This window comes from Blautia sp. DFI.3.45 (assembly GCF_020593505.1).
Taxonomy (GTDB): Bacteria; Bacillota; Clostridia; order Lachnospirales; family Lachnospiraceae; genus Blautia_A; species Blautia_A wexlerae.
Window position 1 is genome coordinate 91968 of the sequence record NZ_JAJDMI010000008.1, and the last position, 24389, is coordinate 116356.

Below are 24389 nucleotides of genomic sequence, written 5' to 3' on the forward strand. Positions count from 1 at the left end.
AAAGAAAACGGAGGGTATAACTTATGAAAATCATTATGTTGGGTGCACCGGGGGCAGGAAAAGGGACTCAGGCGAAGAAAATTGCTGCGAAATATCAGATTCCGCATATTTCTACCGGAGATATTTTCCGCGCAAACATTAAAAATGGAACAGAACTGGGTAAAAAAGCAAAAACTTATATGGATCAGGGACTTCTCGTACCTGATGAACTGACCTGTGATCTGGTTGTGGACAGAATACAACAGCCGGATGCAGCAAATGGTTATGTGCTGGATGGTTTTCCAAGAACAATTCCTCAGGCAGAGTGCTTAACAGAGGCTCTGAACAAACTGGGAAGTAAAGTTGATTATGCAATCGATGTGGATGTTCCGGATTCCAATATTGTAAACCGTATGTCCGGAAGACGTGCCTGCCTGAAATGTGGTGCTACTTATCATGTTGTACATGCAGCACCGAAGGTTGAGGGCGTTTGTGATACCTGTGGAGAGAAACTGGTGCTTCGTGATGATGACCAGCCTGAAACAGTTCAGAAACGTCTTAACGTATATCATGAGCAGACACAGCCGCTGATCGATTATTATACTAAAGAGGGAATTTTAAAATCAGTGGATGGTACAAAAGATCTTGAAGAAGTATTTGCAGATATTGTTGCCATCCTGGGAGAGTAATTGGGTGTTTTTAAACACCATCTGGAGGTAAAATGTCGGTTTCTATCAAGACAGAACATGAAATTGAACTTATGAGGGAGGCAGGTCATCTGCTTGAAAAAGTGCATGATGGTCTGATCCCTTACATTAAACCGGGAGTGAGCACAAAGGAGATTGACCGTATCGGAGAACAGATGATACGTGATCTGGGATGCATCCCGAATTTCCTGAACTACGGAGGGTTTCCGGCGTCATTCTGTATCAGTCTGAATGATGAGGTAGTTCATGGGATCCCGTCTGAAGAGAAGATCATTCAGGAGGGAGATCTTGTAAAGATTGATGCCGGTCTTATTTATAAGGGGTATCATTCTGATGCAGCGAGGACTTATGCTGTCGGTGAAGTTTCACCGCAGGCACGTAAGCTGATGGATGTGACCAGAGAGTGTTTCTTTGAGGGACTCAAGGCCGCACGTGCGGGAAATCATCTGAATGATATTTCCAAGGCAATCGGTGCTCATGCTGCCAAATATCATTATGGGATTGTCCGCGACCTGGTTGGACATGGAATCGGCACTCACCTTCATGAGGATCCGCAGATCCCGAATTTTCCGCAGAAGCGAAGAGGAGTTCGTCTGATGCCGGGTATGACACTTGCTGTAGAGCCTATGATCAATCTGGGACGTGCAGATGTGGCATGGCTGGATGATGAGTGGACTGTTGTAACTATGGATGGTTCTCTTTCTGCTCATTATGAGAATACGATTCTTATTACAGACGGAGATCCGGAGATTCTGACTCTTACGAAATAATTGGACGACATACAGGAGGTTTAAAATGTCAAAAGCAGATGTAATCGAAGTGGAAGGCACTGTTCTGGAAAAGCTGCCTAATGCGATGTTTAAAGTGGAACTGGAGAACAAACATGTGGTGCTTGCACATATCAGTGGTAAGTTACGTATGAATTTTATTCGTATTCTTCCCGGAGATAAAGTTACGATTGAACTGTCTCCGTATGATCTGTCTAAGGGCAGGATTATCTGGAGAGATAAGTAAGAAATATTGGACTGCAGTTGGTGCAGTGATGAGAAAGAGAGCTGGAGGGATCTGGTTCTCTTTTTTTGTGCTGTAAAGGGGGACGCGTAGAAAAATAATTCATTTCATGTGCGGTTTCGGCATCTAAGATATTCTAAGCTTTCATAAATCTGCTAAAAGCATGAGGAAATCAGGTCAAACTCGCTTCGCTCAGACAGTGACCTGATTTTCTCATAACGCAGATTTCTGAGAGCTAAGAATATCTAAGATGCCTGCAAATGCACATGAAATGAATTATTTTTCTACGCTGTATGTTGGCAGTGGGAAGTATAAATGGATGATTGGGGGAGAAAATGAAAAAATGTGATTTTATTCAAAAAAGTGCTTGCATTTTATATTTTGCTGTGATAATATATAAGCCGAACGCGTGAGTATATTGTATTTGTGCGCTCAAAAAACTGCAGATTTTAATGAATTTACGGAAGGAGGATTTCCAGTGAAAGTAAGATCATCTGTAAAGCCGATCTGCGAAAAATGCAAGATCATTAAAAGAAAAGGATCTATCAGAGTAATCTGTGAGAATCCAAAACACAAACAGCGTCAGGGTTGATTGACGGTTTAAAGTTTGTATAACGTGCGGCTGCAGTGTGAGACGCCCGGAAGGGTTGTTCAGACTGTTAAGATAGTTTTAGCATGTATTGCCTAATACCGAGAGGCAACGTTGGCCCGTTGGCCGCAGTAATTCGGAAAGGCTGCTTTTCGCCAATTGCAGCTGGGTGTTTTACCGAGGCACCCCAATTAGGAACTGAGAAATAAGGAAGTGATGTGTCCGATACATCCCATTTCACCTTACTTGAGTGAGAGAATTTGCGAGGGTAAGTGATGTACAGGCATTAAGGACTTTCAAAGTAGAAGATGGAGGAAACAGTACATGGCTCGTATAGCTGGTGTAGACTTACCAAGAGAAAAACGTATTGAAATCGGTCTTACCTACATTTATGGTATTGGTAGACCAAGCGCAGACAAGATCCTTGCAAAGGCAGAAGTTAATCCTGACACACGTGTCAGAGATTTGACTGATGACGAAGTAAAGAGACTCAGCGCAGTTATTGATGAAACAATGACAGTAGAAGGTGACCTTCGTAGAGAAATCGCCCTCAACATTAAGAGACTGCAGGAAATCGGATGCTACAGAGGTATCCGTCATCGTAAAGGACTTCCGGTTCGTGGTCAGAAGACTAAGACCAACGCCAGAACACGTAAAGGTCCTAAGAGAACAGTAGCTAATAAGAAGAAATAAATAAAGCTTTAAACATCTGATAAGCGTAGGCTGATCTTATGAGGAAGCTTGCATGGACACTTGATGAATGACGAGCGAAGCGAGGAAATGAATTTAGTGGACATGGTGTTTCTTGTAACATATATTTGATTGATAAATAGGAAAGTGTAGGTTAGTTTTAAAATGGCTAAAGTGACTAAAAAAGCGACTGCAAAACGTCGTGTCAAGAAAAACGTTGAACACGGACAGGCACATATTCAGTCTTCTTTCAACAATACAATTGTTACTCTGACTGACAATGAAGGAAACGCTCTTTCATGGGCAAGTGCTGGTGGTCTTGGATTTAGAGGTTCAAGAAAATCTACTCCTTATGCAGCACAGATGGCAGCTGAGACTGCAACAAAAGCTGCACTTATTCATGGTTTGAAAACTGTAGATGTTATGGTAAAAGGACCAGGTTCTGGACGTGAAGCTGCAATCCGTGCCCTTCAGGCTTGCGGACTGGAAGTAACAAGCATCCGCGACGTAACTCCGGTACCACACAACGGTTGCCGCCCACCAAAACGCAGAAGAGTCTAATTGATTTAGAATATTAGGAGGTATTTGAGAAATGGCAGTAAATAGAGTGCCTGTTCTGAAAAGATGCAGATCCCTTGGCCTGGATCCGATTTATTTAGGAATTGATAAAAAATCCACAAGACAGTTAAAACGTGCAAATCGTAAAATGTCTGAGTATGGTTTACAGTTAAGAGAAAAACAGAAAGCAAAATTCATCTACGGAGTTCTGGAAAAACCTTTCCACAACTACTACGACAAAGCTGACAGAATGCCTGGACAGACTGGTGCAAACCTTATGATCCTTCTTGAGAGCAGACTTGACAATGTAGTATTCCGTATGGGATTTGCAAGAACAAGAAAAGAAGCTCGTCAGATTGTTGACCACAAGCATGTACTTGTAAACGGAAAATGTGTAAACATTCCTTCCTACCTTGTAAAAGCCGGTGATCAGATCGAGATCAGAGAAAAATCCAAAGGTTCTGAAAGATACAAAGGTATCCTTGAAGTAACTGGCGGACGTCTTGTTCCGGAATGGATCGATGTAGATCAGGAGAACTTAAAAGGAACTGTAAAAGAACTTCCTAACAGAGAAGCAATTGATGTTCCTGTAAACGAGATGCTTATCGTCGAGTTGTACTCCAAATAATCCATAGGATTATATCATAGAAAATTACCTGGTAATATTTCTATTATTTATACGATTCAGTGGTTGATTATTATCTTCCGCTGAATTGTAGTATTTGAATGAATACCCCTCAAACTTTTATTAACCCAGAAGGAGGGAACCCTATAGTGTTTGATTTTAATAAACCTAAGATCGAGATTACCGAATTATCTGAAGATAAAAAATTTGGCAGATTCGTAGTTGAGCCTCTGGAAAGAGGATATGGAACTACACTTGGAAATTCTTTAAGAAGAATTATGCTGTCTTCCCTGCCGGGTGCAGCTGTAAGCCAGGTTAAAATTGATGGTGTGCTTCACGAATTCAGCTCCATTCCGGGCGTAAAAGAAGACGTGAGCGATATTATCATGAATCTGAAGAGCCTTGCTATTAAGAACCACAGCACAGACAATGAGCCGAAAACCGCATACATCGAATGTGAAGGAAAAGGTGTTGTAACTGCAGCTGATATCCAGGCTGATCAGGATATCGAGATCATGAATCCGGATCAGGTGATTGCTACTTTAAACGGTGGCAAGGACTGCAGACTTGCTATGGAGCTTACTATTACAAAAGGCCGCGGATATATCAGTGCTGATAAAGGTAAATCTGATGATATGCCGATTGGTGTACTTGCAGTTGATGCTATCTATACACCGGTAGACAGAGTCAACATGACTGTAGAGAATACACGTGTTGGTCAGGTAACCGATTATGATAAGCTGACACTGGATGTGTATACAAACGGTACACTTGATCCGGATGAGGCGGTAAGCCTTGCAGCAAAAGTATTAAGCGAGCACTTGAGCCTTTTCATTGACCTTTCCGAGAATGCAAAGACCGCTGAGGTTATGATCGAGAAAGAAGACAATGAGAAAGAAAAAGTCCTGGAAATGAGCATTGATGAACTTGAGTTATCTGTTCGTTCCTATAACTGCTTGAAGAGAGCCGGTATTAATACAGTTGAAGAATTATGTAACAAGACTTCTGATGATATGATGAAGGTTCGTAACCTTGGACGTAAATCATTAGAAGAAGTTCTTGCGAAACTGAAAGAGCTGGGCTTACAGCTTCAGCCTGCAGAAGAGTAAGAATTGATCAGGTTATTGGTTCTCTAAGGGAACAATAACCAGTTAGCAAAGAGATATTATACGGTGGGGATGCCTAAGCAGTCGGACAGTAAGACCGAACAAGCGTGCCCGGCTGTCCCACAGATGGAGGAAAATTAAATGGCAAAATATAGAAAATTAAGCAGAACTTCTGACCAGAGAAAAGCATTACTGAGAAGCCAGGTAACAAGCCTTTTATATCATGGAAAAATTGTTACTACAGAAGCTAAAGCAAAAGAAATCCGTAAAATCGCAGAAGGCCTTGTAGCTATGGCTGTTCGTGAAAAAGATAACTTCGAAACTGTTACTGTAACTGCTAAAGTTGCTCGTAAAGATGCTGAAGGCAAGAGAGTAAAAGAAGTTGTTGACGGAAAGAAGAAAACTGTATACGATGAAGTACAGAAAGAGATCAAGAAAGATGCTCCTTCCAGACTTCACGCTCGTCGTCAGATGATGAAAGTTTTCTACCCGGTTAAAGAAGTACCTGCAAAGGGTGCCGGAAGAAAGAAAAACACTAAAGACGTAGATATGGTTGCTAAGATGTTCGATGAGATCGCTCCAAAATACGCTGACCGTAACGGTGGTTACACAAGAATCGTTAAGATCGGACCGCGTAAAGGCGATGCTGCAATGGAAGTACTGATCGAATTAGTATAATCCAGCCAGATTTTCGATTTTATATTTGTCCAGACGATGATAAGACTGCATATGTATGGTGTTCATGCCGTATATATGCAGTTTTTTTGTTATGCTATAGGAAATCACTTCCTTGTAACATAACCGTTTATTACCCTTGATTATTTGAGCCAGATAGCGTAAAATCGTAGAGTATATAAAAACCATATTGATGAAGAAGTGTTAAATAAGACATTGGACTGTTACAAAATACGAGAGCAAAAGATAAGCGAGGAATACAAATGACCGGCAGGAGATTGAAAAATTGAGGCAGAATACGAAAAAGAAACGATCAGGATTTGGTTATTTCATCAGGATGTTTTTGTTGTTGGTGGAATTACTGGCTGTTACACTGTTTCTGTGGGGAAATGATGCTTATTCCATATCTGCCACCACACCTGAATTTAAGTGGGAAAATTATAAAACGATCGCACATGCACTGGGAGGGATTGGTGATAAAACCTATCTGAATTCAAAAGAGAGTTTTCTGGCAGGCTATCAGATGGGGTGCAGGTTGTTTGAAGTTGATCTTGTGAAGACATCTGACAATGTATGGGTGTGCCGCCATAGCTGGTATCAGTCTCTTGGACAATGGGAGGGCGATGAAAAGAAAGTTCTGTCCTCAGAGGAATTCTTATCCCGGCCTATTTATGGAAAATATACGCCTATAACATTTGAAGATCTGCTGGTTCTGCTGAGTGATTATCCGGACGCTTTTGTGATGCTGGATTCCAAACAGTATTCTCTCCGTAATTATCAGAAAACAGTGGAAGATTATGCAGACTATATTGAACTGGCAGAGGCTGCCGGTGTCCCGGATGTGATGCGGCAGGTCATACCGGAAATTTATAACCAGGCAATGTTTGCCGGAACAGCACTGCTGTACGATTTTCCAGGATATATTTATTCTTTATGGCAGGAATACTCTATTAAAGAACTGACTGAAATTGCGGCATTTTGCAGAGAAAAGAATATTCAGGCAGCTACAGTCTACTATAAATACTGGTCAGAGGATGTGCAGAAGATTTTTGACAAAAAAGGAATCAGGTTATATATTTATACTGTGAATGACCTGAAAGAAGCACAATATTATATGCAAGAGGGTGCGGCAGGTGTATGCTCAGACTATTTGCAGGATACTATGTTTAACTGAGTTGTTCTGCCGGCATTATGAAATGATCATAGAGGATTATTATAGCTATAGCTGTTCCGGAATGAATAAGGGTAAAGATATCAGGAGCAAAAAGAATTTTAACAGGATATAGCAAGAATTCTCCCTCCTCTATAGGTGGTAGATGAATTGCAAATAAGAAAATGAACGGCAGTGGCGGGCGGAGAGAAATCGGTATCTCCCACTGACATGAGGCAAACCACAGTCAGTATGTTGTTGACACGTCAGACTCTGTGAAATTACCGACTGTGAGTTGAAACAAATAAGCGGCAATAACAAAGATTATATTTATAAAGGAAATTATCATACACAATGAAAATAAGAGTAATGATTGCTGTCTGTGCAGCAAAATTTGTAGGATACGTATGTAAGAAAATGGGAAGACAGGGTGTGACCTGGGCAGGAAAAGTGGCGATTAAGATCTGTCCGGACATTCTGGAACAGCTTTCCTCACAGGTACGAAAGGCTATTTTTGCAACCTGCGGTACAAATGGAAAGACAACTACCAACAATATGCTCTGTGCGGCACTGGAAGCGGAAGGACAGAAAGTAATCTGTAACCATACAGGTTCCAATATGCTCAATGGAGTTGTTGCCGCATTTGTGCTGGCTTCGAAATGGAATGGTAAAATTGATGCGGACTATGCATGCATTGAGGCCGATGAAGCATCCACCAGACATATTTTTCCGAGAATCAAACCGGACTATATGCTTCTGACAAATCTTTTCCGCGACCAGCTTGACAGATACGGAGAGATTGATATCACTATGAACATTCTGGAAGAAATGATGCGCAAGGTTCCGAAGATGCAGATTATTGTAAACGGTGATGATGCATTATCCGCATATCTTGCCATGGATTCCGGGAATCCATATGTAACTTATGGTATCAGTAAACCGGTGATCAAATCTGCGGCAAATGAAATCAGGGAGGGACGTTTCTGTAAGCGATGCGGTGAAAAACTGGAATATCGTTTCTATCATTACAGCCAGCTGGGAGATTATTATTGTCCAAAATGCGGATTTGCAAGACCGAAGCCGGATTTTGATGCGGAGGATGTAAAGGTAGGCGACCAGCTTAGCTTTTGTGTAGAAGGAAAACACATTGTAGCAAATTATAAGGGATTTTATAATGTGTATAATATACTGGCAGCTTATGCGGGAGTGAGGACTGCGGGATTTGCGGGAGAGCATTTCGGGGATATGCTCCGCAGATTTAATCCGGAAAACGGACGTATGGAGCAGTTTCGCATTAAGGGAACAGGAGTAACCTTAAATCTTGCCAAGAATCCGGCGGGATTTAATCAGAATATTTCCGCAGTGATGCAGGATCAGGCACCGAAGGACATTATTATTGCGATCAATGATAATGCTCAGGATGGAACAGATATTTCCTGGCTCTGGGATGTTGACTTTGATCTTCTCGGAAATGATTCAGTGAAATCTATTACTGTAAGCGGTATCCGCTGTCAGGATATGCGTCTGCGGCTGAAATATGTGGATATCCCGTCTGTCCTCGAGGGCGATGTTGAGAAAGCAATCCGCGACAGAGTAGAGGACGGAGTGGGGAATCTGTATGTGCTGGTAAACTATACAGCATTATTCAGTACCAGAAATATTCTGAAGAGACTGGAGGGCGAGAAATAATGAAAATTACAATAGGACATTTATATCCGGATCTTCTGAATCTTTACGGTGACAGAGGTAATATCCAGTGTCTGATGAAGAGATGCCAGTGGCGTGGGATTGAGGCTGAGACCATACCGTTTGAGCTGGATGATAAAATAGATTTCTCGAAGCTTGATATCGTACTTCTGGGTGGCGGTTCGGACAGAGAACAGATGATCGTATGTGAGAAGCTACAGAAAATCCAACCGGATTTTAAGGCTTATGTGGAAGATAACGGCGTTGTCATTGCAATCTGCGGTGGCTATCAGTTACTTGGGAAGTATTACAAAACAGATCAGGGAAACATGAAAGGACTGGACCTGGTAGACTTGTATACAGAGCAGGGCGAAGGCCGTCTGATCCAGAATATCGTTCTGCAGAGTGAGCTGTTTGATATGCCGATCGTTGGATTTGAGAATCATGGAGGAAGAACCTGCATTAATAATAACAAACCACTGGGAAAAGTACTTTACGGTGCAGGAAATGACGGTAAGTCAGGCTATGAAGGCGTAGTATATAAGAATGTGATAGGGACTTATCTGCATGGACCGTTACTTCCGAAGAATCCGCAGCTTGCAGACTGGCTCATTCAACATGCGCTGGAAAGAAAGTATGGAAAAGAAACAGAACTTACACCGTTAGATGACAGTCAGGAAAAAGAAGCAAATGACTATATATACCATAGATTTGTAAGAGGATAATTATGGCGAAATCATGTAATCAAAAAGGAAAAATACTGTATCTGCAGAAAATGCTGTCTGAGACAACCAGCCAAAATCCTGTCACCATGCAGGAGATTCTGGCAAAACTGGAAGAACAGGGGATTCGAGCTGAGCGAAAGAGTATTTATGATGATATGGAAACCCTGCGTGATTTTGGAATGGATATACATTACAGAAGAGGACGGGAAGGCGGATATTATGAGGAAAAATCCGCTTCAGATAAAACAGAAGCGGATAATACGATAATACATCAGCCAGATGGCGAAACAGGAGAGAAATCTGAAAATGTGCAGGAACAGATTGGAAAAGAATCTGAAGCACCTGCAAAGATCAGTGCTCCGATACCCTCCCAAACAGGAGAGAATATAAAAGAAATCAGGCTTGTATGTCAGAATTCTACAAAGAAAAAAATCCAGCGTACCTTTGGCTCGGAGATTTTCTGCAAAATAAAGGGGGAGGATAATTTTATTGTAACTGTTGAGGTTGTGGTTGATAAGGCATTTTTTGGATGGTTGACTTCTATGGGAAGAAATGTACATATTCTGAAACCAAAGAAAGCAGCCGTTGCCTATCGGGATTATCTGAAGAACATTGCAAAAGATTATAAGGGAATTGATAAATAAATATGATATCAGAAAGGATCGTATTATGAAAAGAAGAGCAACAGCTATTCTGCTTGGAATAATGGTATCCTCCATGTTCCTGTCTGCCTGCGGGAAGAATGAGGCAAAAGAAGCAGCAAATGAAAGCGCCCAGGTAGAAGAAGAGGGCGTAGGCGAAGTAACTGAGGAAGGTGAAAAAGTAGAGGCAGAAAATAAAAATGCTTCTGATGCCGATGACAGCAGCAAGGCAGGAGACAGTGCAAAATCAGACGAAGACAATAAAGAGACATCAGTGAAGGAGGAAGAAGACGGAGATTCTTCAGGAAAAGATTCAGATGATGAATCAGAGGAAGATGCTGAGGTAACGGAAGCTTCTGCCGGAAAGATAGGTGTGCTTCTTTCTGATGACGATGAGGATGCAAAAATTGACAGCGAAGAGATGACTTCGCAGATTGAAGATGGAGGATATGAGGCAGATGTGAAGAATGCCGGCGGCGATCCTGCGCTTCAGATTTCCCAGATTCAGGAATTTATTGATGAGCAGGTTTCTGCCCTGATCATTGATCCGGTAGATTCCTATGGTCTGACAGATATCCTGAAAACTGCCAAAGAGCAGGAAATACCGGTTATTTCCTATGACAGTCTGATCCGGGATACTGCGGATATCAATTATTATGCAACTTATGATACCAGAGCAATAGGAAAGGATATTGCCAAAGAAATTATCAAAAAAATGGATCTGGATAAAGCCAGAGAGGATAAGAAGTCTTATACAATAGAATTTCTCATGGGATCTCCGGATGACAATGCTGCACTGTTTCTGTGTAATGGAATCCAGGAAGGGCTTCAGGAATATCTGGATGATGGAACACTTGTATGTAAATCCGGAAATACGTCATTTGATGATACAGGAATCATGAGATGGAGCGAGACATCTGCAAAGACAAAACTTGATTCGATTATAAGTGAGTTTTATGCAGAGGAGAAGGCTCCGGATATTATCTGTACTGCATATGACGGATTTGCTTATGCTGCAGAGGAAATTTTAAGTGACAGTGGTCTGGAACCGGGAAGTGATGAATGGCCGATGATCACAGGATATGGAAGTGAGGCACAGGCAGTAAAGGATATTGCAGCAGGTAAAATGTCATTTACCATGTTTATGGACCGTAAGGAACTGGCTAAGGGCGGAGCACAGATGGCCATTGACTATCTGACAGGAGAGAAAGTTGACGTAAAAGATTATTCACAGTATGATAACGGAGTAAAGATTGTGGGAACTTTTACATGTGGAGCACAGATGATCGACAAGGATAATTATCAGATTCTTGTGGATAACGGAACTTATACGGAAGATGAGATCGCTCCTGATCCCACACCTGCGCCAGAGGCAACACCTGTGCCGAAAGTGACATTAAAGACAGCCTCAGAGGAAGATTCAAAAGAAGTGACACCAACTCCCGAAACAGAAGATAAATCAGAAGGTGAAACGAGAGAAAATCTGATCTATGATTCCGAAGATAACTCAAAAGTGGAGAAAACATCAGATCAGAAAAAATAAAGAATTCATAGAACAAAAAAAGGATGGGTTTTCCCATCCTTTTATAGTTAATCTCTGAAGGTTAAGGAATCGTCTGTCATGGAATCAACAATGGCAAGAGATTCAAGACGTATTCCCATATCGCGGATCTCCTGACCGCCATGCTGGAATCCTTTCTCAATAACAATACCGGCTCCTTCAAGAGTTGCCCCTGATTTCTTAACAATATCGATCAGGCCGAGAAGTGCACATCCGTTAGCAAGGAAATCATCAATCAGAAGTACATGATCTTCAGGTCCGAGAAACTTCTTGGAAAGGATCACATCATATACTTTCTTATGAGTGAAAGATTCTACTTTAGTTGTATACATTGCTCCATCCAGATTCACGCTCTGTGCTTTCTTGGCAAAAACTACAGGTACATCAAAGTACTGTGCAGCAATACAGGCGATACCGATACCGGATGCTTCAATTGTAAGGATTTTTGTGATTGGACAGTCGGAGAAGCGGCGTTTGAATTCTTTGCCGATTTCATTGATGAGGGTAATATCCATCTGATGATTTAAGAAACTGTCTACTTTTAAAATATTTCCCGGTTTTACAACTCCATCCTTAAGAATTCGGTCTTTTAAAAGCTTCATAGATTTCTCTCCTTTATATATGTAATTAGTTTGTAGCTGTCGGTAACTATCCGGTACACTGCTTCCCGAAAGTACTGAATAGTTACAGTTACTGTGAATATGCAGAATTCAAAAACATCAGGCTGCAAAATGAACAGTAACATTGCTGTTTTGATAATTATAGACTATGATACGCTATAATTCGTCTTCATGCAATTATTTTTGACAAAAAATCTAAAAATAATTATAATAGTCTCAGACTGGTTGGGAAAAACCGCAGGACAATCTGTGCAGATTGCCGTAAATCAGCCGAAGAGGGCTAAATAGTGAAACGGATTGTGAATATCCGTCTTACGGACTGGAGATGGAATATGAAAGAATATGAACTGATATGGGAAATTTTTAATAAATGTCCGCGGAATCAGATGCGTGATGTTTTTGTGGAAGAGCTGGAACTTGAGGATCCGGAAGAATATATCAGAAATAAATTCAAAGGAAAAGAAGTTTCCTATGAAAAAACTGTCCTGGAGGATGGAACCATTATTTTTGATATTACGACTTCACAAATAAAACAGCGTTGCTCCTTTACAGAAATTTGACAAATGTGGTATAATATCATTTACGCTGTACGGAAGTGCTGTAAGCAGGAAAGCCACAGACAGTGTGTGAGGATATAAAGACAGATAAGCGGTAAAGAATCGGATATTCTGAAAGAGAAAGGGGAATGTTATGGCCGAGGAACAAAAGACACATACGCATGTACTGGAGGATGGGACGGTAGTTGAACATTCTCATGGGGAGCATGGGCATCATCACAGTCATGCACATACAAAGGCAGTGCTGAATCGTATGTCCAGAGCAATCGGACATATGGAATCTATCAAACGTATGATAGAGGACGGAAGAGACTGTGCGGAAGTTCTGATACAGCTTTCAGCAGTGAAATCTGCTATCAATAATACAGGTAAGATCATTCTGCAGGATCATATCGAACACTGTATCGTAGATGCAGTGGAACATGGTGATAAAGAGGCAATTAAAGAACTTGAGGTAGCAATTGACAGATTTGTAAAGTAATATGCGTACTCTGGAGCTTGTTTGAAAAATGCTTTACGCAATATGTGCGTCACAATTTGTGGGAATGATTTTTCAGACACGCTCCACACTGGCAATAGAGAATATTTTGTTATTGTTCACACACCACTATCCCGCGAGGTGTTTTGGCATGAAGATGCCAAAATCCCGAGACATACAAGCCAAAATTCCATTGCCGTAGGCAATCTGGAATGAATTTTGGCTACGTTACTGTGAACAGAGTGAACAGTAACAATATTTTGTCAGTACAGCAGTGCGTAAATATAAAGGAGAAGATTAATTATGGCAAAAGAATGTAACAACACTTCATGCGACAAAGCAAGCTGCGAAGGTTGTTCCAGCAGCAAGAAACAGCAGAGTTTTCAGGCAGAAATGAATGCTCAGTCAAATGTAAAACATGTGATCGGGGTTGTCAGCGGAAAGGGTGGCGTTGGTAAATCCTTCGTAACAGGCTCTCTGGCAAACATGATGGCAGCACAGGGATACAAAGTCGGTATCCTGGATGCGGATATCACAGGACCGTCCATTCCGAAAATGTATGGATTAAAGGGTGCAGCAATGGCAAATGATGAAGGTATCTACCCGATGATCACAAAAAACGGGATCAAGGTAATGTCCATCAACCTTCTGCTTCCTACAGAGGATACTCCTGTAATCTGGAGAGGTCCGGTTCTTGCAAATATGGTAAAACAGTTCTGGACAGATGTTATCTGGGGCGACGTAGACTATCTGTTTGTGGATATGCCTCCTGGAACAGGTGATGTTCCGCTTACAGCATTCCAGTCTCTGCCAATCGAAGGAATCGTGATCGTAACATCACCTCAGGATCTGGTTAAGATGATCGTTAAGAAAGCCTTTAATATGGCTGAGATGATGAAGATACCGGTACTTGGAATCGTAGAGAACTACAGCTATGTGAAATGTCCGGACTGCGGAAAAGAGATCAAAGTCTTTGGTGAGAGCCATATTGATGAAATCGCAGCAGAGCTGAAGGTTCCTGTACTTGGAAAAATGCCGATTGATATGGATTATGCAACCAAGGCAGACGGCGGCTTCTTTGCAGCAATCGATAATCAGTATATTACTGATGCGCTGGCTGTAATGCCGAAATAAGAAAGTTGACCAAATAGCGAAGCGGATTGTGAATATCTGCCGGACTTCAGACTGAAAAACAGAATAGAAAATAATAAGAAGTTCTCATTCAGTAAGAAACGCGATTATAAAAATTGTTGTTTCAGTACTGAGTGAGGACTTCTTTTATTGTACAAAGGCTTTGTAACTGCAGCATAGAAATTTTATAGTATGGGAATTTTATAGTATGAAAATCCTGTAAAAAACTATCTGTAGTATTTTTGAAGGAAATTTTTTGATGAGTATGATGATCATATGGAAGTAAACATTTCAATAAAGCGTTCAGCAGCCTGAGAGACAGTAAGACTGTCATGCTGGGCAAGTATAAGCTGACGTCCGGGAAGAGGCTCTTTTAACATGAGCGGTGTCAGCTGATCATTTTCTTTTAACATATAATCAGGAACGCAGGCAATTCCCAGTCCGATCCGTGCCAGGTCCAGAAGCAGGTCATTACTGTTTAACTCTACTTCAGGAAGAAGCTTGAGATTATGGGCTGTAAATGCCTCTCGCAGATATTCGCTGGTGGTACTTTTGGGGGAAAGCATCAGGATCGGATAGTTCAGAAGCTCCTGCAGTTCAGTCTGAACAGTGTGTACAGGAAAGTAATCCGTATTGGCAACGAATACATCGTGGAATTCTTTTAGCACACGTGTCTGAAAATGACTGCCAAGTCTGGAATTAGGACAGTTGCATACAATCAGATCTGCCTGACCTTTCTCCAGAAGCTCTGCACAGCCGATGGAGGTACTGTTTGTGACTTTGATACGGACATCCGGATAGGTTTGATGGAATTTCTGAAGATAATCAATGAGAAAATATCGGCAGATCGTATCGCTGGCAGCAATACGCAGCTGGCCTTTCAGCAGATTGTCTCCTGACAGGAGAGATTCTCCCTCGTCCAGAAGTTGGAGAGCCGGTTTTACATGCTGGAGCAGAAGTTCTCCTTCAGGAGTTAACAATACTTTTTTGGTACTGCGGATAAAAAGAGGATGATTTAGCTTCTTTTCCAGAGTTTTAATGGACTGGCTGACTGCTGACTGGGAGATAAAAAGCTGGCGGGAGGCCTCTGAGAAGCTGAGGGTGGTGGCAACATAGTAGAATACTTTGTATAGTTCAAGATTAATATCCATAGAAATAAATCCTTTCATAAAATAATGTGATGATACAAATTGTCGGCAGCAATGGAACTTTAGATTGTATGTCTCGGGATTTTGGCATATTCATTCCCCAATATCTCGTCGACAGTGGAGTGTGAACGGTGATTAATTAATTGTATTAATAAAAAATATAAGATATATTAATTTTACTAATGATATTTCCTATGATACTATAAAGAAAGCAATAGTTCAAGCAGCAGGTTCACTGGAGTCGGGCTGCAAGGTGCTTTTAAAGCATTTTTAAAACAATGCATACACAAGAAAGGAGTTTCTATGAGTAACGTAAGACGTGTCTATGTAGAAAAGAAACCGGCCTTCGCTGTACAGGCAAAGGAATTAAAACATGAGGTCAGCAGCTATCTGGGAATTAAATCCGTAACAGCAGTACGTGTGCTGATCCGCTATGATGTAGAAAATATTTCTGATGAAGTTTTTGATAAAGCATGCAAAACTGTTTTTGCAGAGCCACCTGTAGATGATTTATATCTGGAGAATTTTGAGGCAGCAGAAGGCTCCCGCATCTTCTCTGTAGAATTTTTACCGGGACAGTTTGACCAGAGAGCAGATTCTGCTGTTCAGTGTGTACAGTTCCTGGATGAGAATGCACAGCCTATCATTCGTTCCGCAACTACTTATGTAATTGAAGGAACTATCACAGATGAAGAATTTGATGCTATCAAGCATCACTGCATCAACCCTGTAGATTCCCGTGAGACAGGTCTGCAGAAACCGGAAACACTGGTAACTGTATTCCCGGAACCGGAAGATGTAAAAATCTTTGACGGATTCAAGGAAATGCCGGAAGCAGAATTAAAGGAACTTTATGCTTCCTTAAATCTTGCCATGACATTCAAGGATTTCCAGCATATCCAGCATTATTTCAAGGAAGAAGAGAAACGTGATCCGTCCATGACAGAGATCCGTGTACTGGATACCTACTGGTCAGATCACTGCCGTCACACAACCTTCTCCACAGAACTGACAGATGTAAAATTTGACGAAGGTGATTACAAGGCACCGATCGTAGATACCTACAACAAATATCTTGCTGACAGAGAAGAACTTTACAAGGGCCGTAAGGACAAATTTGTCTGCCTGATGGATCTGGCTCTGATGGCTATGAAGAAACTGAAAGCAGAAGGAAAGCTTGCTGATCAGGAAGAATCTGATGAGATCAATGCCTGCAGTATTGTAGTTCCTGTAGATGTAGACGGTAAAGAAGAGGAATGGCTGATCAACTTCAAGAACGAGACACATAACCATCCTACTGAGATCGAACCATTCGGTGGTGCAGCTACCTGCCTTGGCGGTGCGATCCGTGACCCGCTTTCAGGACGTACCTATGTATATCAGGCAATGCGTGTAACAGGTGCGGCAGATCCTACTGTTTCTGTAAAAGAAACTCTCAAGGGTAAACTTCCGCAGAAGAAACTGGTAAGAAGCGCAGCTCATGGTTACAGCTCCTATGGAAACCAGATCGGTCTTGCAACAGGTTATGTAAAAGAAGTTTACCATCCTAACTATGTAGCGAAACGTATGGAGATCGGTGCTGTTATGGGTGCTGCTCCCAGACGCGCAGTAATCCGCGAGAATTCTGATCCGGGAGATATCATTATCTTACTTGGAGGACGTACAGGACGTGACGGTATCGGTGGCGCTACCGGTTCTTCCAAGGTTCATACAGAAGCTTCTATCGAAGTATGTGGCGCTGAGGTACAGAAAGGTAATGCTCCTACTGAGCGTAAGATCCAGCGTATGTTCCGCCGTGAAGAAGTCAGCCATATCATCAAGAAATGTAATGACTTTGGTGCAGGCGGTGTTTCCGTTGCTATCGGTGAGCTGGCAGCAGGTCTTAGAGTAGACCTTGACAAGGTTCCGAAGAAATATGCAGGTCTTGACGGAACTGAAATCGCAATCTCCGAATCTCAGGAACGTATGGCTGTAGTAGTTGATCCGAAGGATGTAGATACTTTCCTTGGCTATGCAAATGAAGAGAACCTGGAGGCAATTCCGGTTGCAGTTGTAACAGAGGATCCTCGTCTGGTACTTGTATGGAGAGGAAAAGAAATTGTAAATATTTCCCGTGCATTCCTGGATACTAACGGCGCACATCAGGAGACAACAGTAGAAGTAGAAATCCCGAACAAAGAAGGCAACCTCTTTGAAGAGCGCCCGGATGTAGCTGATGTAAAAGCTAAATGGATGGAAACTCTGGCAGACTTAAATGTATGCTCTCAGAAAGGACTTGTGGAAATGTTCGACGGTTCTATCGGAGCTGGCAGTGTATTTATGCCATACGGTGGTAAATATCAGCTCACAGAGACTCAGTCCATGGTAGCAAAGGTTCCGGTACAGAATGGCAAGACAGATACCGTAACCATGATGAGCTATGGTTTTGACCCGTACTTATCTTCCTGGAGCCCATATCACGGAGCTGCTTATGCAGTAACAGAATCCGTTGCAAGAATCGTGGCTACAGGCGGTGACTATAAGAAAATCCGTTTCACATTCCAGGAATACTTCCGTCGTATGACAGAAGATCCTAAGAGATGGAGCCAGCCTTTCGCAGCACTTCTCGGTGCTTATGCAGCACAGATGGGATTCGGACTTCCATCTATCGGTGGTAAGGACAGTATGTCCGGTACATTCAATGATATTGATGTACCTCCTACACTGGTATCTTTCGCAGTTGACGTTGCGAAAATCCAGGATGTGATCACACCGGAATTAAAGAAAGCAGGAAACAAACTGGTATGGCTTCGTGCACCGAAGGATCAGTATGATCTGCCGGATTATGCAGGAATCATGGATCAGTATGAAAAACTTCATAAAGATATGCAGGACGGCAAAGTTGTTTCTGCTTATGCACTTGACCGCCATGGTATTGCAGCTGCAGTTGCAAAGATGGCATTTGGTAATGGCATGGGCGTAAAGATTGAGCATAACCTTGATCCGAGAGATTTCTTTGCACCTGGATTTGGCGATATTATCCTGGAAGTTCCGGATGGTAAAGTTGGTGAGCTTTCCATCACTTATACAGTGATCGGTGAAGTAACTGCTGACGGTAACTTCTCCTATGGAAATACAGTGATCACTGTAGACGAAGCTGAAAACGCATGGAAAGGTACTCTGGAAAAAGTATTTAAGACAGTTTCTTCTGAGAATGACAAAGAGGCAGCTGACAGAGATGAGAAGCTTTATCGTGCAGACAGCATTTATGTATGCAAGAACAAAGTTGCGAAACCTCGCGTATTTATTCCTGTATTCCCTGGAACAAACTGCGAGTATGACAGTACACGTGCATTTGAGCGTGCTGGTGCAGAGGTGGATGTAAAAGTATTCAAGAACCTGACTGCTGAAGATATCCATGACTCTGTAGAGCTCTTTGAGAAAGCAATCGATCAGGCACAGATCATCATGTTCCCAGGCGGATTCTCCGCAGGTGACGAACCGGATGGTTCCGCGAAATTCTTTGCAACTGCATTCCAGAATGCGAAGATCAAAGAAGCTGTTATGAAGCTGATCAATGAGAGAGACGGTCTGGCACTTGGTATCTGTAACGGATTCCAGGCTCTGATCAAGCTTGGTCTTGTACCTTACGGTGAAATCTGCGGACAGAAAGCAGATTCTCCTACACTGACATTTAATACCATCGGACGCCATATCTCCAAGATGGTTTATACTAAGGTTGTTAGTAATAAATCTCCTTGGCTGCAGAAGGCACAGCTTGGCGGTGTTTACTGTAACCCGGCTTCACATGGTGAGGGACGTTTCGTTGCTAATGAAGAATGGCTGCAGAAGCTGTTTGCAAACGGACAGGTTGCAACTCAGTATGTAACTCCGGATGGACAGCTCAGTGTTGATGAGGAATGGAATGTCAATGGTTCTTATATGAACATTGAAGGTATTACCAGCCCGGATGGACGTATCCTTGGTAAGATGGCACATAGCGAACGTCGCGGGGATGGTGTTGCAATCAACATCTATGGCCAGCAGGATATTAAGATCTTTGAGTCTGGAGTGGAATATTTTAAATAAACTCTTTCCGGGACGGAAGGTTCCCAGAGGAAGGACAGAAAGCGCTGTCCCTCCTCTGGACTCCACCCTTGCGCTTCTTTTAAGGGCAGCGCCGGGATTGTGGTGTGGAGGAGTGTATTAACTTTGCGTATTCGCCTGGTTGGGCAGCGCCCTTTTTTGATGATGAAAATAATAAAAACTATTGCAATTTCGTGGCTTTTTGAATATACTATATGTAACAGAGTTGCCCGAAGCCTTTTTGGCATTGGGGACCAAGCTGAGACTTGTGCTCAGCTTTTTTACGTTAAGGAGTGATTTTATGGATTTGAAAAAGCCATTGACTTTTGATGAGCAATTGGATAAGTTAGCTGCCCATGGGATGATTATCAGAGACAGAGAAAAAGCAAAAGATATTTTGAATTTGTGACATAAACATATTTGCAGCAGTCAAAAGAAGAAGCAACATGTTTGAAAGAAAAATTAAGTCAAAAATGCCGCAGCCTTTGAAAATATTGGCTGCGGCATTTAAAATATATGATATGTTTGATGTAAAAAACATCAGGTTCTCAACCAGACATTTGGGTAAGTCAAGACGATGCTTCTGATATAAGATATGCAACATTAAAATCATCATATACTTGAGAATTTAAATGCATATCTTCATATAACTTGATATAGTCGCCGATTGTTTTGCCAAAAACAGAACTATTACAATTATTGCATGTGTTATCCTCTGCATATATATGAGTGTTTCCATCGTTGTCCTCAACAAATAAGAGAGTAACATCTATTTTATCTTCTGTTAACCAGAAAGAGATATATTTTGAAAGAGTCCCATCAATTTCTGTGGCACCATCCGGAATTTGCTCATCTGATTCCAGCTCATTAATATGTTCCCAAAAAATTTGAGGAGAGAACACAAGTAATTTTAAGTTTTTTTGAGAGTCTTCTGAGTACCATATATGTGCTTCTGTGTTGAGATAGTCGGTTATATTAATATCCGTATCTGCCGGTAACTCATAAGTTTCACCGACGTCGGAAGTCAGTGAAAAGGTTTTTGTATGATTAGAATAAGAAGTGACAATCCCCTTGACAAAATAGTAAGTTGTATCTGACTCACTGTCATAATAAGAGCCGGAACCATCTATATCATAAGATACATGTTGCCCCTCAGGCTCCTTAGGGGCGGAAAGGGTGATTAGATCTGAGGGGGCTTTGCCAAAAGCTTGTCCGGATAGCAATATACTACCGAGTACGATACTGCCTGCGATACATATAATTTTTACATTATTCATGGTTAAATGGCCTCCTTGTTTAGTTGTTGAATATTATATCAATTAAAGTGTGAAAATTGTAATTTTGACTTATCGAAATATGTTTTAGAAATGAGTAGGATTTCGGTTACTTTTGAATATGATAAAGAATAAAGACACAAGTATTGTTCGGTTTATTAGTCGTGTTCCAATGGTTACTGGAAAATAATTGATGATTACAAATACAACGTAATATTATCAATAGCAAAGCTATAGGATTTCAAAAATGAAGTCTTATAGCTATTTTTGTGTAGCAGTAAAAATTGTGAAGGGTATGTTTGGGAAAAATATTTTTGATTACTTGATTTGAATCAAGCGGTGAAATTGCTATTTGTCAGACAATAAGATATAATTAGAGAAAATCTTGTTTGCAAAAGAACAGGATAAACAGTAACTTTAAGCAAGATGGTTTTGTCTGGTGATTTTGAGAGTGTAAAAAGGAAAAAGTATGAGTGATGAAAGAAAAAGGGAAAATGAAGAGGAAAAACTGAAAGATTTTTTTCATAATGTGATAGGAATAAAATCGGAAGCTGTGCTGGAGGTGTTGGCGGAGAACTCGGAAATCTGTAAGTTGAAAGCAAAAACTTTGCTGATGAAAGAGAACGAGAAGGTAAAGCTTTGGTAGGGATCATGAATTTGGACAAGCAGATAACCTCTTTCCTGACAGTGGAGTTGATAACGGATTGTGAAATTGTAAGGATATCAGCGGATGTTCTTCGAAAGCTGGCTATGGAGAATATAGAAATTGCTCTGGTCTGTAATCGAATGCAGAGTGTGGCATCTATGAGGGAATATGAATACAGAAAAATGATTCTTACCTGTAATCCGGTACAGAGATATGAATATTTCCTGGAAACCTATCCGGGGCTGGAAAAATATGATGGGGCTTGACAGAGCTGGAAAGTAACCTGGGCCAAGACAAAAGGTGCATCTGGTTATGAAGTATACAAACTGACTGGAAAGACATGGAAAAAAGTCAGTGACACAAGATCCACTTCTTTTACAGATAAGGGATTAAAAAAGAATACTACTTATCAGTATAAAATCCGCGCATATCAGACAGTGAAAGGAAAGAAAGTTTACAGTGCGTTCTCATCTGTGAAAAAAATTAAAAGATAAGGAGCTAAGAGGAAGAAAAAGTTCTCAGCGATTTTGACAGGTGTTTTTTGATACTGTTTTGTATGGTAATGTCAGTAACTGTAAATGCTGCGCAAAAAATACCTGGAAGAGTAAAAATGGTAAGTGCGTATTCTGGATCCGGATTGCGAATATCCGCTTGACTCAGGTTCATGTTACATGGGACAAAACGACAAATTATTCTCAGATGGATTATCCAAGTCAAAATGAATATAGCAGAGGATGACCTGTAATGGATGCAAAAGTGCAAATCCCAAAGAACCGGATGTGGATGATGGAATTTAATGAATATTACGTTTTCAAAGCAGTAGGATGAAAGGAATATGACCTTTCTCCTGCTGTTTTTCTTTCTGAATAAATCCAGGAGATATAGAATTTGATGTGGTAAAGCGATAAAAATATAGTTTTAAACTATAACTGGTGCTAGATATTATGAATTGGCATATTTGGAAGTGTAGTGGTATAGTATGTTCATGCTCAACGGAGCGGGGAATAAGAGAGAGGGAGAATGAGATGTCTGGGATTGTGATTGAGAAGGTCCGGAAGTCTTTTGACACGAAAGATGGCGTGGTCGAGGCTTTGAAGGATGTGAACCTGAATATCGATTCCGGTGATATATATGGGATTATCGGTATGTCGGGGGCAGGTAAGAGTACATTGGTACGATGTATGAATTTTCTGGAGGTTCCTACAGAGGGACAGGTTCTGATAGATGGGAAGGCTCTTGGAGATTTGACAGAGAAGGAATTGAGAAAACAGAGGGAAGAGATTGGTATGATCTTCCAGCATTTCAATCTGCTGATGCAGAAGTCAGTGATCGATAATGTCTGTTTTCCCCTTTATATAAAAGGAAAGAAGAAGGCAGAGGCCAGAAAGAGGGCAGCAGAGCTTTTGGAGATCGTTGGTCTGGGGGACAGACAGAATGCTTATCCTGCACAGCTTTCCGGTGGTCAGAAGCAGAGGGTTGCCATTGCAAGAGCACTTGCATCGGATCCGAAAATCTTACTTTGTGATGAGGCTACCAGTGCACTGGATCCGCAGACTACTTCTTCCATTCTGGAATTGCTGAAAAAGATTAACAGACAGTTTGGAATCACCATAGTGATCATTACTCATCAGATGTCGGTTGTGCGTGAAATCTGTACACATGTGGCGATCATGTATGAGGGTGAAGTGGTTGAGAAGGGACTGGTTGCAGATATTTTTGCAAATCCTCAGTCAGAGGTTGCCAAAGAACTGATCCGAAAGGATACAGGCTCTGATATCGACGCAGACAGCAGACTGGATGCAGGCAGGGAAAAAGGACAGGCAGAGATCAAAAGCGGTGAGAAAATACGAATTGTATTTTCAGAGAATTCAGCTTTTGAGCCTGTGATCGCAAATCTGATCCTTACCTTCGGAGAACCGGTAAATATCCTGAAGGCAGATACCAAGAATGTAGGTGGTGTAGCCAAGGGAGAGATGATACTGGAGTTCATGGAAGGCAGCACCAGGACAGAAATGATGAAGCAGTATCTGAAAGAAAAAGGTTTAGCAATCGGGGAGGTGACAGAATATGTGGGATCATGAAACAATAATGATGATTGTCCAGGGTGTGGGAGAAACACTTTACATGACAGTTCTTTCCACAGTTCTGGGATACCTGTTCGGACTTCCTATGGGAGTGCTGCTGGCAGTGTCTGATAAAGAGGGACTGAAACCAAATGCAGTGTTGTATAAGATACTGGATGCAATTGCAAATATTGTGAGAAGTATTCCGTTTCTGATCTTACTGATCCTGCTGATTCCTTTTACCAGAGCAGTGGTGGGAAAGAGCTATGGATCAACAGCAACGGTAGTTCCTCTGGTAGTGGCTGCCATTCCTTTTATCGCACGAATGGTGGAATCGTCTATTAAAGAGGTAGATGCAGGTGTGATCGAGGCAGCCAGAGCTATGGGTGCCAGCAATATAAGGATCATCGTGAAGGTTCTTCTGGTAGAAGCCAGAACTTCACTGATCACAGGAGCGACTATTGCGATCGGAACGATCCTTGGTTATTCAGCCATGTCCGGTGCAGTAGGAGGAGGCGGACTTGGTGATATCGCCATCCGCTATGGATATTACAGATATCAGTCAGATATTATGATCGTCACAGTTATCCTGCTGGTGGTACTGGTACAGATTTTCCAGTCAGTGGGAATGATGATCGCAAATAAGATTGACAGAAGAAAGTAGTTTTAAGAAATCGTTGATTATAAAATGGTTATGAAAAAAG

General features: G+C 41.6%; 25 protein-coding genes and 1 pseudogene. 23 read left to right on the forward strand and 3 right to left on the reverse strand.

All coding sequences use genetic code 11. From position 1 onward, the window contains the following. Nucleotides 1-23: 23 nt before the first annotated feature. From LJE09_RS04905 to LJE09_RS04970, 14 genes are all read left to right on the forward strand, one after another. The gene (locus LJE09_RS04905; protein WP_008707277.1) at nt 24-668 is read left to right on the forward strand and encodes an adenylate kinase; all 645 of its coding nucleotides are present in this window, start codon (nt 24-26) and stop codon (nt 666-668) included. Between the two features lie 32 nt (nt 669-700). Next, nucleotides 701-1456, forward strand: coding sequence for a type I methionyl aminopeptidase (gene map / locus LJE09_RS04910; protein ID WP_008707279.1), 756 nt, complete (start codon nt 701-703; stop codon nt 1454-1456). A gap of 25 nt (nt 1457-1481) precedes the next feature. Beyond that, a complete protein-coding gene (gene infA / locus LJE09_RS04915) occupies nt 1482-1700 on the forward strand; it encodes a translation initiation factor IF-1 (protein WP_005428560.1) in 219 nt (72 codons plus the stop codon). A gap of 475 nt (nt 1701-2175) precedes the next feature. Continuing rightward, nucleotides 2176-2289 carry a 50S ribosomal protein L36 gene (gene rpmJ, locus LJE09_RS04920; RefSeq protein ID WP_003497809.1) on the forward strand — a complete coding sequence of 38 codons (114 nt, stop codon included), beginning with the start codon at nt 2176-2178 and terminating at the stop codon, nt 2287-2289. A 321-nt stretch (nt 2290-2610) separates the two neighbouring features. Continuing rightward, nucleotides 2611-2979 carry a 30S ribosomal protein S13 gene (rpsM, locus tag LJE09_RS04925; RefSeq protein WP_008707282.1) on the forward strand — a complete coding sequence of 123 codons (369 nt, stop codon included), beginning with the start codon at nt 2611-2613 and terminating at the stop codon, nt 2977-2979. Nucleotides 2980-3141: 162 nt separating this feature from the next. Continuing rightward, a complete protein-coding gene (rpsK, locus tag LJE09_RS04930; RefSeq protein ID WP_008707283.1) occupies nt 3142-3537 on the forward strand; it encodes a 30S ribosomal protein S11 in 396 nt (131 codons plus the stop codon). Nucleotides 3538-3568: 31 nt separating this feature from the next. Beyond that, nucleotides 3569-4162 (forward strand): 30S ribosomal protein S4, encoded by a 594-nt coding sequence (gene rpsD, locus LJE09_RS04935; RefSeq protein ID WP_008707284.1) that lies wholly within the window; start codon nt 3569-3571, stop codon nt 4160-4162. A gap of 146 nt (nt 4163-4308) precedes the next feature. Then, nucleotides 4309-5268 carry a DNA-directed RNA polymerase subunit alpha gene (locus tag LJE09_RS04940; RefSeq protein WP_008707285.1) on the forward strand — a complete coding sequence of 320 codons (960 nt, stop codon included), beginning with the start codon at nt 4309-4311 and terminating at the stop codon, nt 5266-5268. Between the two features lie 138 nt (nt 5269-5406). Further along, the gene (locus LJE09_RS04945; protein WP_008707287.1) at nt 5407-5943 is read left to right on the forward strand and encodes a bL17 family ribosomal protein; all 537 of its coding nucleotides are present in this window, start codon (nt 5407-5409) and stop codon (nt 5941-5943) included. A gap of 283 nt (nt 5944-6226) precedes the next feature. Continuing rightward, nucleotides 6227-7114 carry a phosphatidylinositol-specific phospholipase C/glycerophosphodiester phosphodiesterase family protein gene (locus LJE09_RS04950; protein ID WP_022380204.1) on the forward strand — a complete coding sequence of 296 codons (888 nt, stop codon included), beginning with the start codon at nt 6227-6229 and terminating at the stop codon, nt 7112-7114. 330 nt (nt 7115-7444) lie between these two features. Then, complete coding sequence (locus LJE09_RS04955; protein WP_008707292.1) at nt 7445-8779, forward strand: MurT ligase domain-containing protein; 1335 nt, start codon at nt 7445-7447, stop codon at nt 8777-8779. Beyond that, nucleotides 8779-9501 (forward strand): type 1 glutamine amidotransferase, encoded by a 723-nt coding sequence (locus LJE09_RS04960; protein ID WP_008707293.1) that lies wholly within the window; start codon nt 8779-8781, stop codon nt 9499-9501. The genes LJE09_RS04955 and LJE09_RS04960 overlap by 1 nt, the downstream gene beginning before the upstream one ends. Before the next feature lie 2 nt (nt 9502-9503). After that, the gene (locus LJE09_RS04965; RefSeq protein WP_173721275.1) at nt 9504-10145 is read left to right on the forward strand and encodes a hypothetical protein; all 642 of its coding nucleotides are present in this window, start codon (nt 9504-9506) and stop codon (nt 10143-10145) included. A 25-nt stretch (nt 10146-10170) separates the two neighbouring features. Continuing rightward, nucleotides 10171-11685 (forward strand): substrate-binding domain-containing protein, encoded by a 1515-nt coding sequence (locus LJE09_RS04970; protein WP_020994113.1) that lies wholly within the window; start codon nt 10171-10173, stop codon nt 11683-11685. A 47-nt stretch (nt 11686-11732) separates the two neighbouring features. Here the strand turns inward: LJE09_RS04970 and LJE09_RS04975 are convergent, their stop codons facing one another. Beyond that, entirely contained in the window at nt 11733-12305 is a 573-nt protein-coding gene (locus LJE09_RS04975) for a xanthine phosphoribosyltransferase (RefSeq protein WP_008707300.1), read from the reverse strand. A gap of 350 nt (nt 12306-12655) precedes the next feature. Here LJE09_RS04975 and LJE09_RS04980 point away from each other — a divergent pair, with 350 nt between their 5' ends. The 3 genes from LJE09_RS04980 (at nt 12656) to LJE09_RS04990 (ending at nt 14492) form a co-directional block, all read left to right on the forward strand. Continuing rightward, nucleotides 12656-12883: a hypothetical protein gene (locus tag LJE09_RS04980; protein ID WP_019162473.1), complete on the forward strand. Its 228-nt coding sequence runs from the start codon at nt 12656-12658 to the stop codon at nt 12881-12883. Nucleotides 12884-13013: 130 nt separating this feature from the next. Further along, the gene (locus tag LJE09_RS04985) at nt 13014-13361 is read left to right on the forward strand and encodes a metal-sensing transcriptional repressor (RefSeq protein WP_008707305.1); all 348 of its coding nucleotides are present in this window, start codon (nt 13014-13016) and stop codon (nt 13359-13361) included. Nucleotides 13362-13661: 300 nt separating this feature from the next. Continuing rightward, complete coding sequence (locus LJE09_RS04990) at nt 13662-14492, forward strand: Mrp/NBP35 family ATP-binding protein (protein ID WP_008707307.1); 831 nt, start codon at nt 13662-13664, stop codon at nt 14490-14492. A gap of 269 nt (nt 14493-14761) precedes the next feature. On the opposite strand, the gene LJE09_RS04995 is transcribed toward LJE09_RS04990, so the two are convergent. Then, nucleotides 14762-15640, reverse strand: a complete 879-nt coding sequence (locus LJE09_RS04995; RefSeq protein ID WP_008707308.1) for a LysR family transcriptional regulator — start codon at nt 15638-15640, stop codon at nt 14762-14764. A 300-nt stretch (nt 15641-15940) separates the two neighbouring features. Here LJE09_RS04995 and LJE09_RS05000 point away from each other — a divergent pair, with 300 nt between their 5' ends. Next, nucleotides 15941-19705 carry a phosphoribosylformylglycinamidine synthase gene (locus LJE09_RS05000; protein ID WP_008707311.1) on the forward strand — a complete coding sequence of 1255 codons (3765 nt, stop codon included), beginning with the start codon at nt 15941-15943 and terminating at the stop codon, nt 19703-19705. A 566-nt stretch (nt 19706-20271) separates the two neighbouring features. Here the strand turns inward: LJE09_RS05000 and LJE09_RS05005 are convergent. Beyond that, on the reverse strand, nt 20272-20979 hold the full coding sequence (locus LJE09_RS05005; RefSeq protein WP_008707316.1) for a hypothetical protein: 708 nt from the start codon (nt 20977-20979) through the stop codon (nt 20272-20274). A 466-nt stretch (nt 20980-21445) separates the two neighbouring features. Here LJE09_RS05005 and LJE09_RS05010 point away from each other — a divergent pair, with 466 nt between their 5' ends. The 5 genes and pseudogenes from LJE09_RS05010 to LJE09_RS05025 all read left to right on the forward strand — a co-directional run bounded on the left by LJE09_RS05010 (nt 21446) and on the right by LJE09_RS05025 (nt 24349). Beyond that, nucleotides 21446-21622, forward strand: coding sequence for a hypothetical protein (locus tag LJE09_RS05010; protein WP_008707318.1), 177 nt, complete (start codon nt 21446-21448; stop codon nt 21620-21622). Then, complete coding sequence (locus LJE09_RS05015) at nt 21616-21888, forward strand: hypothetical protein (protein ID WP_020994112.1); 273 nt, start codon at nt 21616-21618, stop codon at nt 21886-21888. The genes LJE09_RS05010 and LJE09_RS05015 overlap by 7 nt, the downstream gene beginning before the upstream one ends. Before the next feature lie 18 nt (nt 21889-21906). Continuing rightward, nucleotides 21907-22116, forward strand: a pseudogene (locus tag LJE09_RS19110) (transglutaminase domain-containing protein); the annotation flags it as partial. A 531-nt stretch (nt 22117-22647) separates the two neighbouring features. Next, nucleotides 22648-23703: a methionine ABC transporter ATP-binding protein gene (locus tag LJE09_RS05020; protein WP_025580559.1), complete on the forward strand. Its 1056-nt coding sequence runs from the start codon at nt 22648-22650 to the stop codon at nt 23701-23703. Continuing rightward, entirely contained in the window at nt 23690-24349 is a 660-nt protein-coding gene (locus LJE09_RS05025) for a methionine ABC transporter permease (RefSeq protein ID WP_008707324.1), read from the forward strand. The genes LJE09_RS05020 and LJE09_RS05025 overlap by 14 nt, the downstream gene beginning before the upstream one ends. The last annotated feature ends 40 nt before the right edge of the window (nt 24350-24389 follow it).

Bases quoted from the DNA above. Each gene is read 5' to 3' on its own strand.
- LJE09_RS05005 (WP_008707316.1), bottom strand. From the start codon at position 20,979: ATGAATAATGTAAAAATTATATGTATCGCAGGCAGTATCGTACTCGGT.
- LJE09_RS04990 (WP_008707307.1), top strand. From the start codon at position 13,662: ATGGCAAAAGAATGTAACAACACTTCATGCGACAAAGCAAGCTGCGAA.
- LJE09_RS04975 (WP_008707300.1), bottom strand. From the start codon at position 12,305: ATGAAGCTTTTAAAAGACCGAATTCTTAAGGATGGAGTTGTAAAACCG.
- LJE09_RS05025 (WP_008707324.1), top strand. From the start codon at position 23,690: ATGTGGGATCATGAAACAATAATGATGATTGTCCAGGGTGTGGGAGAA.
- LJE09_RS04945 (WP_008707287.1), top strand. From the start codon at position 5,407: ATGGCAAAATATAGAAAATTAAGCAGAACTTCTGACCAGAGAAAAGCA.
- map (WP_008707279.1), top strand. From the start codon at position 701: ATGTCGGTTTCTATCAAGACAGAACATGAAATTGAACTTATGAGGGAG.
- rpsK (WP_008707283.1), top strand. From the start codon at position 3,142: ATGGCTAAAGTGACTAAAAAAGCGACTGCAAAACGTCGTGTCAAGAAA.
- LJE09_RS05020 (WP_025580559.1), top strand. From the start codon at position 22,648: ATGTCTGGGATTGTGATTGAGAAGGTCCGGAAGTCTTTTGACACGAAA.
- LJE09_RS04995 (WP_008707308.1), bottom strand. From the start codon at position 15,640: ATGGATATTAATCTTGAACTATACAAAGTATTCTACTATGTTGCCACC.
- LJE09_RS04960 (WP_008707293.1), top strand. From the start codon at position 8,779: ATGAAAATTACAATAGGACATTTATATCCGGATCTTCTGAATCTTTAC.
- LJE09_RS04970 (WP_020994113.1), top strand. From the start codon at position 10,171: ATGAAAAGAAGAGCAACAGCTATTCTGCTTGGAATAATGGTATCCTCC.
- LJE09_RS04985 (WP_008707305.1), top strand. From the start codon at position 13,014: ATGGCCGAGGAACAAAAGACACATACGCATGTACTGGAGGATGGGACG.
- LJE09_RS04980 (WP_019162473.1), top strand. From the start codon at position 12,656: ATGAAAGAATATGAACTGATATGGGAAATTTTTAATAAATGTCCGCGG.
- rpsD (WP_008707284.1), top strand. From the start codon at position 3,569: ATGGCAGTAAATAGAGTGCCTGTTCTGAAAAGATGCAGATCCCTTGGC.
- LJE09_RS05000 (WP_008707311.1), top strand. From the start codon at position 15,941: ATGAGTAACGTAAGACGTGTCTATGTAGAAAAGAAACCGGCCTTCGCT.
- LJE09_RS04965 (WP_173721275.1), top strand. From the start codon at position 9,504: ATGGCGAAATCATGTAATCAAAAAGGAAAAATACTGTATCTGCAGAAA.
- LJE09_RS04955 (WP_008707292.1), top strand. From the start codon at position 7,445: ATGAAAATAAGAGTAATGATTGCTGTCTGTGCAGCAAAATTTGTAGGA.
- LJE09_RS04905 (WP_008707277.1), top strand. From the start codon at position 24: ATGAAAATCATTATGTTGGGTGCACCGGGGGCAGGAAAAGGGACTCAG.
- infA (WP_005428560.1), top strand. From the start codon at position 1,482: ATGTCAAAAGCAGATGTAATCGAAGTGGAAGGCACTGTTCTGGAAAAG.
- rpsM (WP_008707282.1), top strand. From the start codon at position 2,611: ATGGCTCGTATAGCTGGTGTAGACTTACCAAGAGAAAAACGTATTGAA.
- LJE09_RS05010 (WP_008707318.1), top strand. From the start codon at position 21,446: ATGAGTGATGAAAGAAAAAGGGAAAATGAAGAGGAAAAACTGAAAGAT.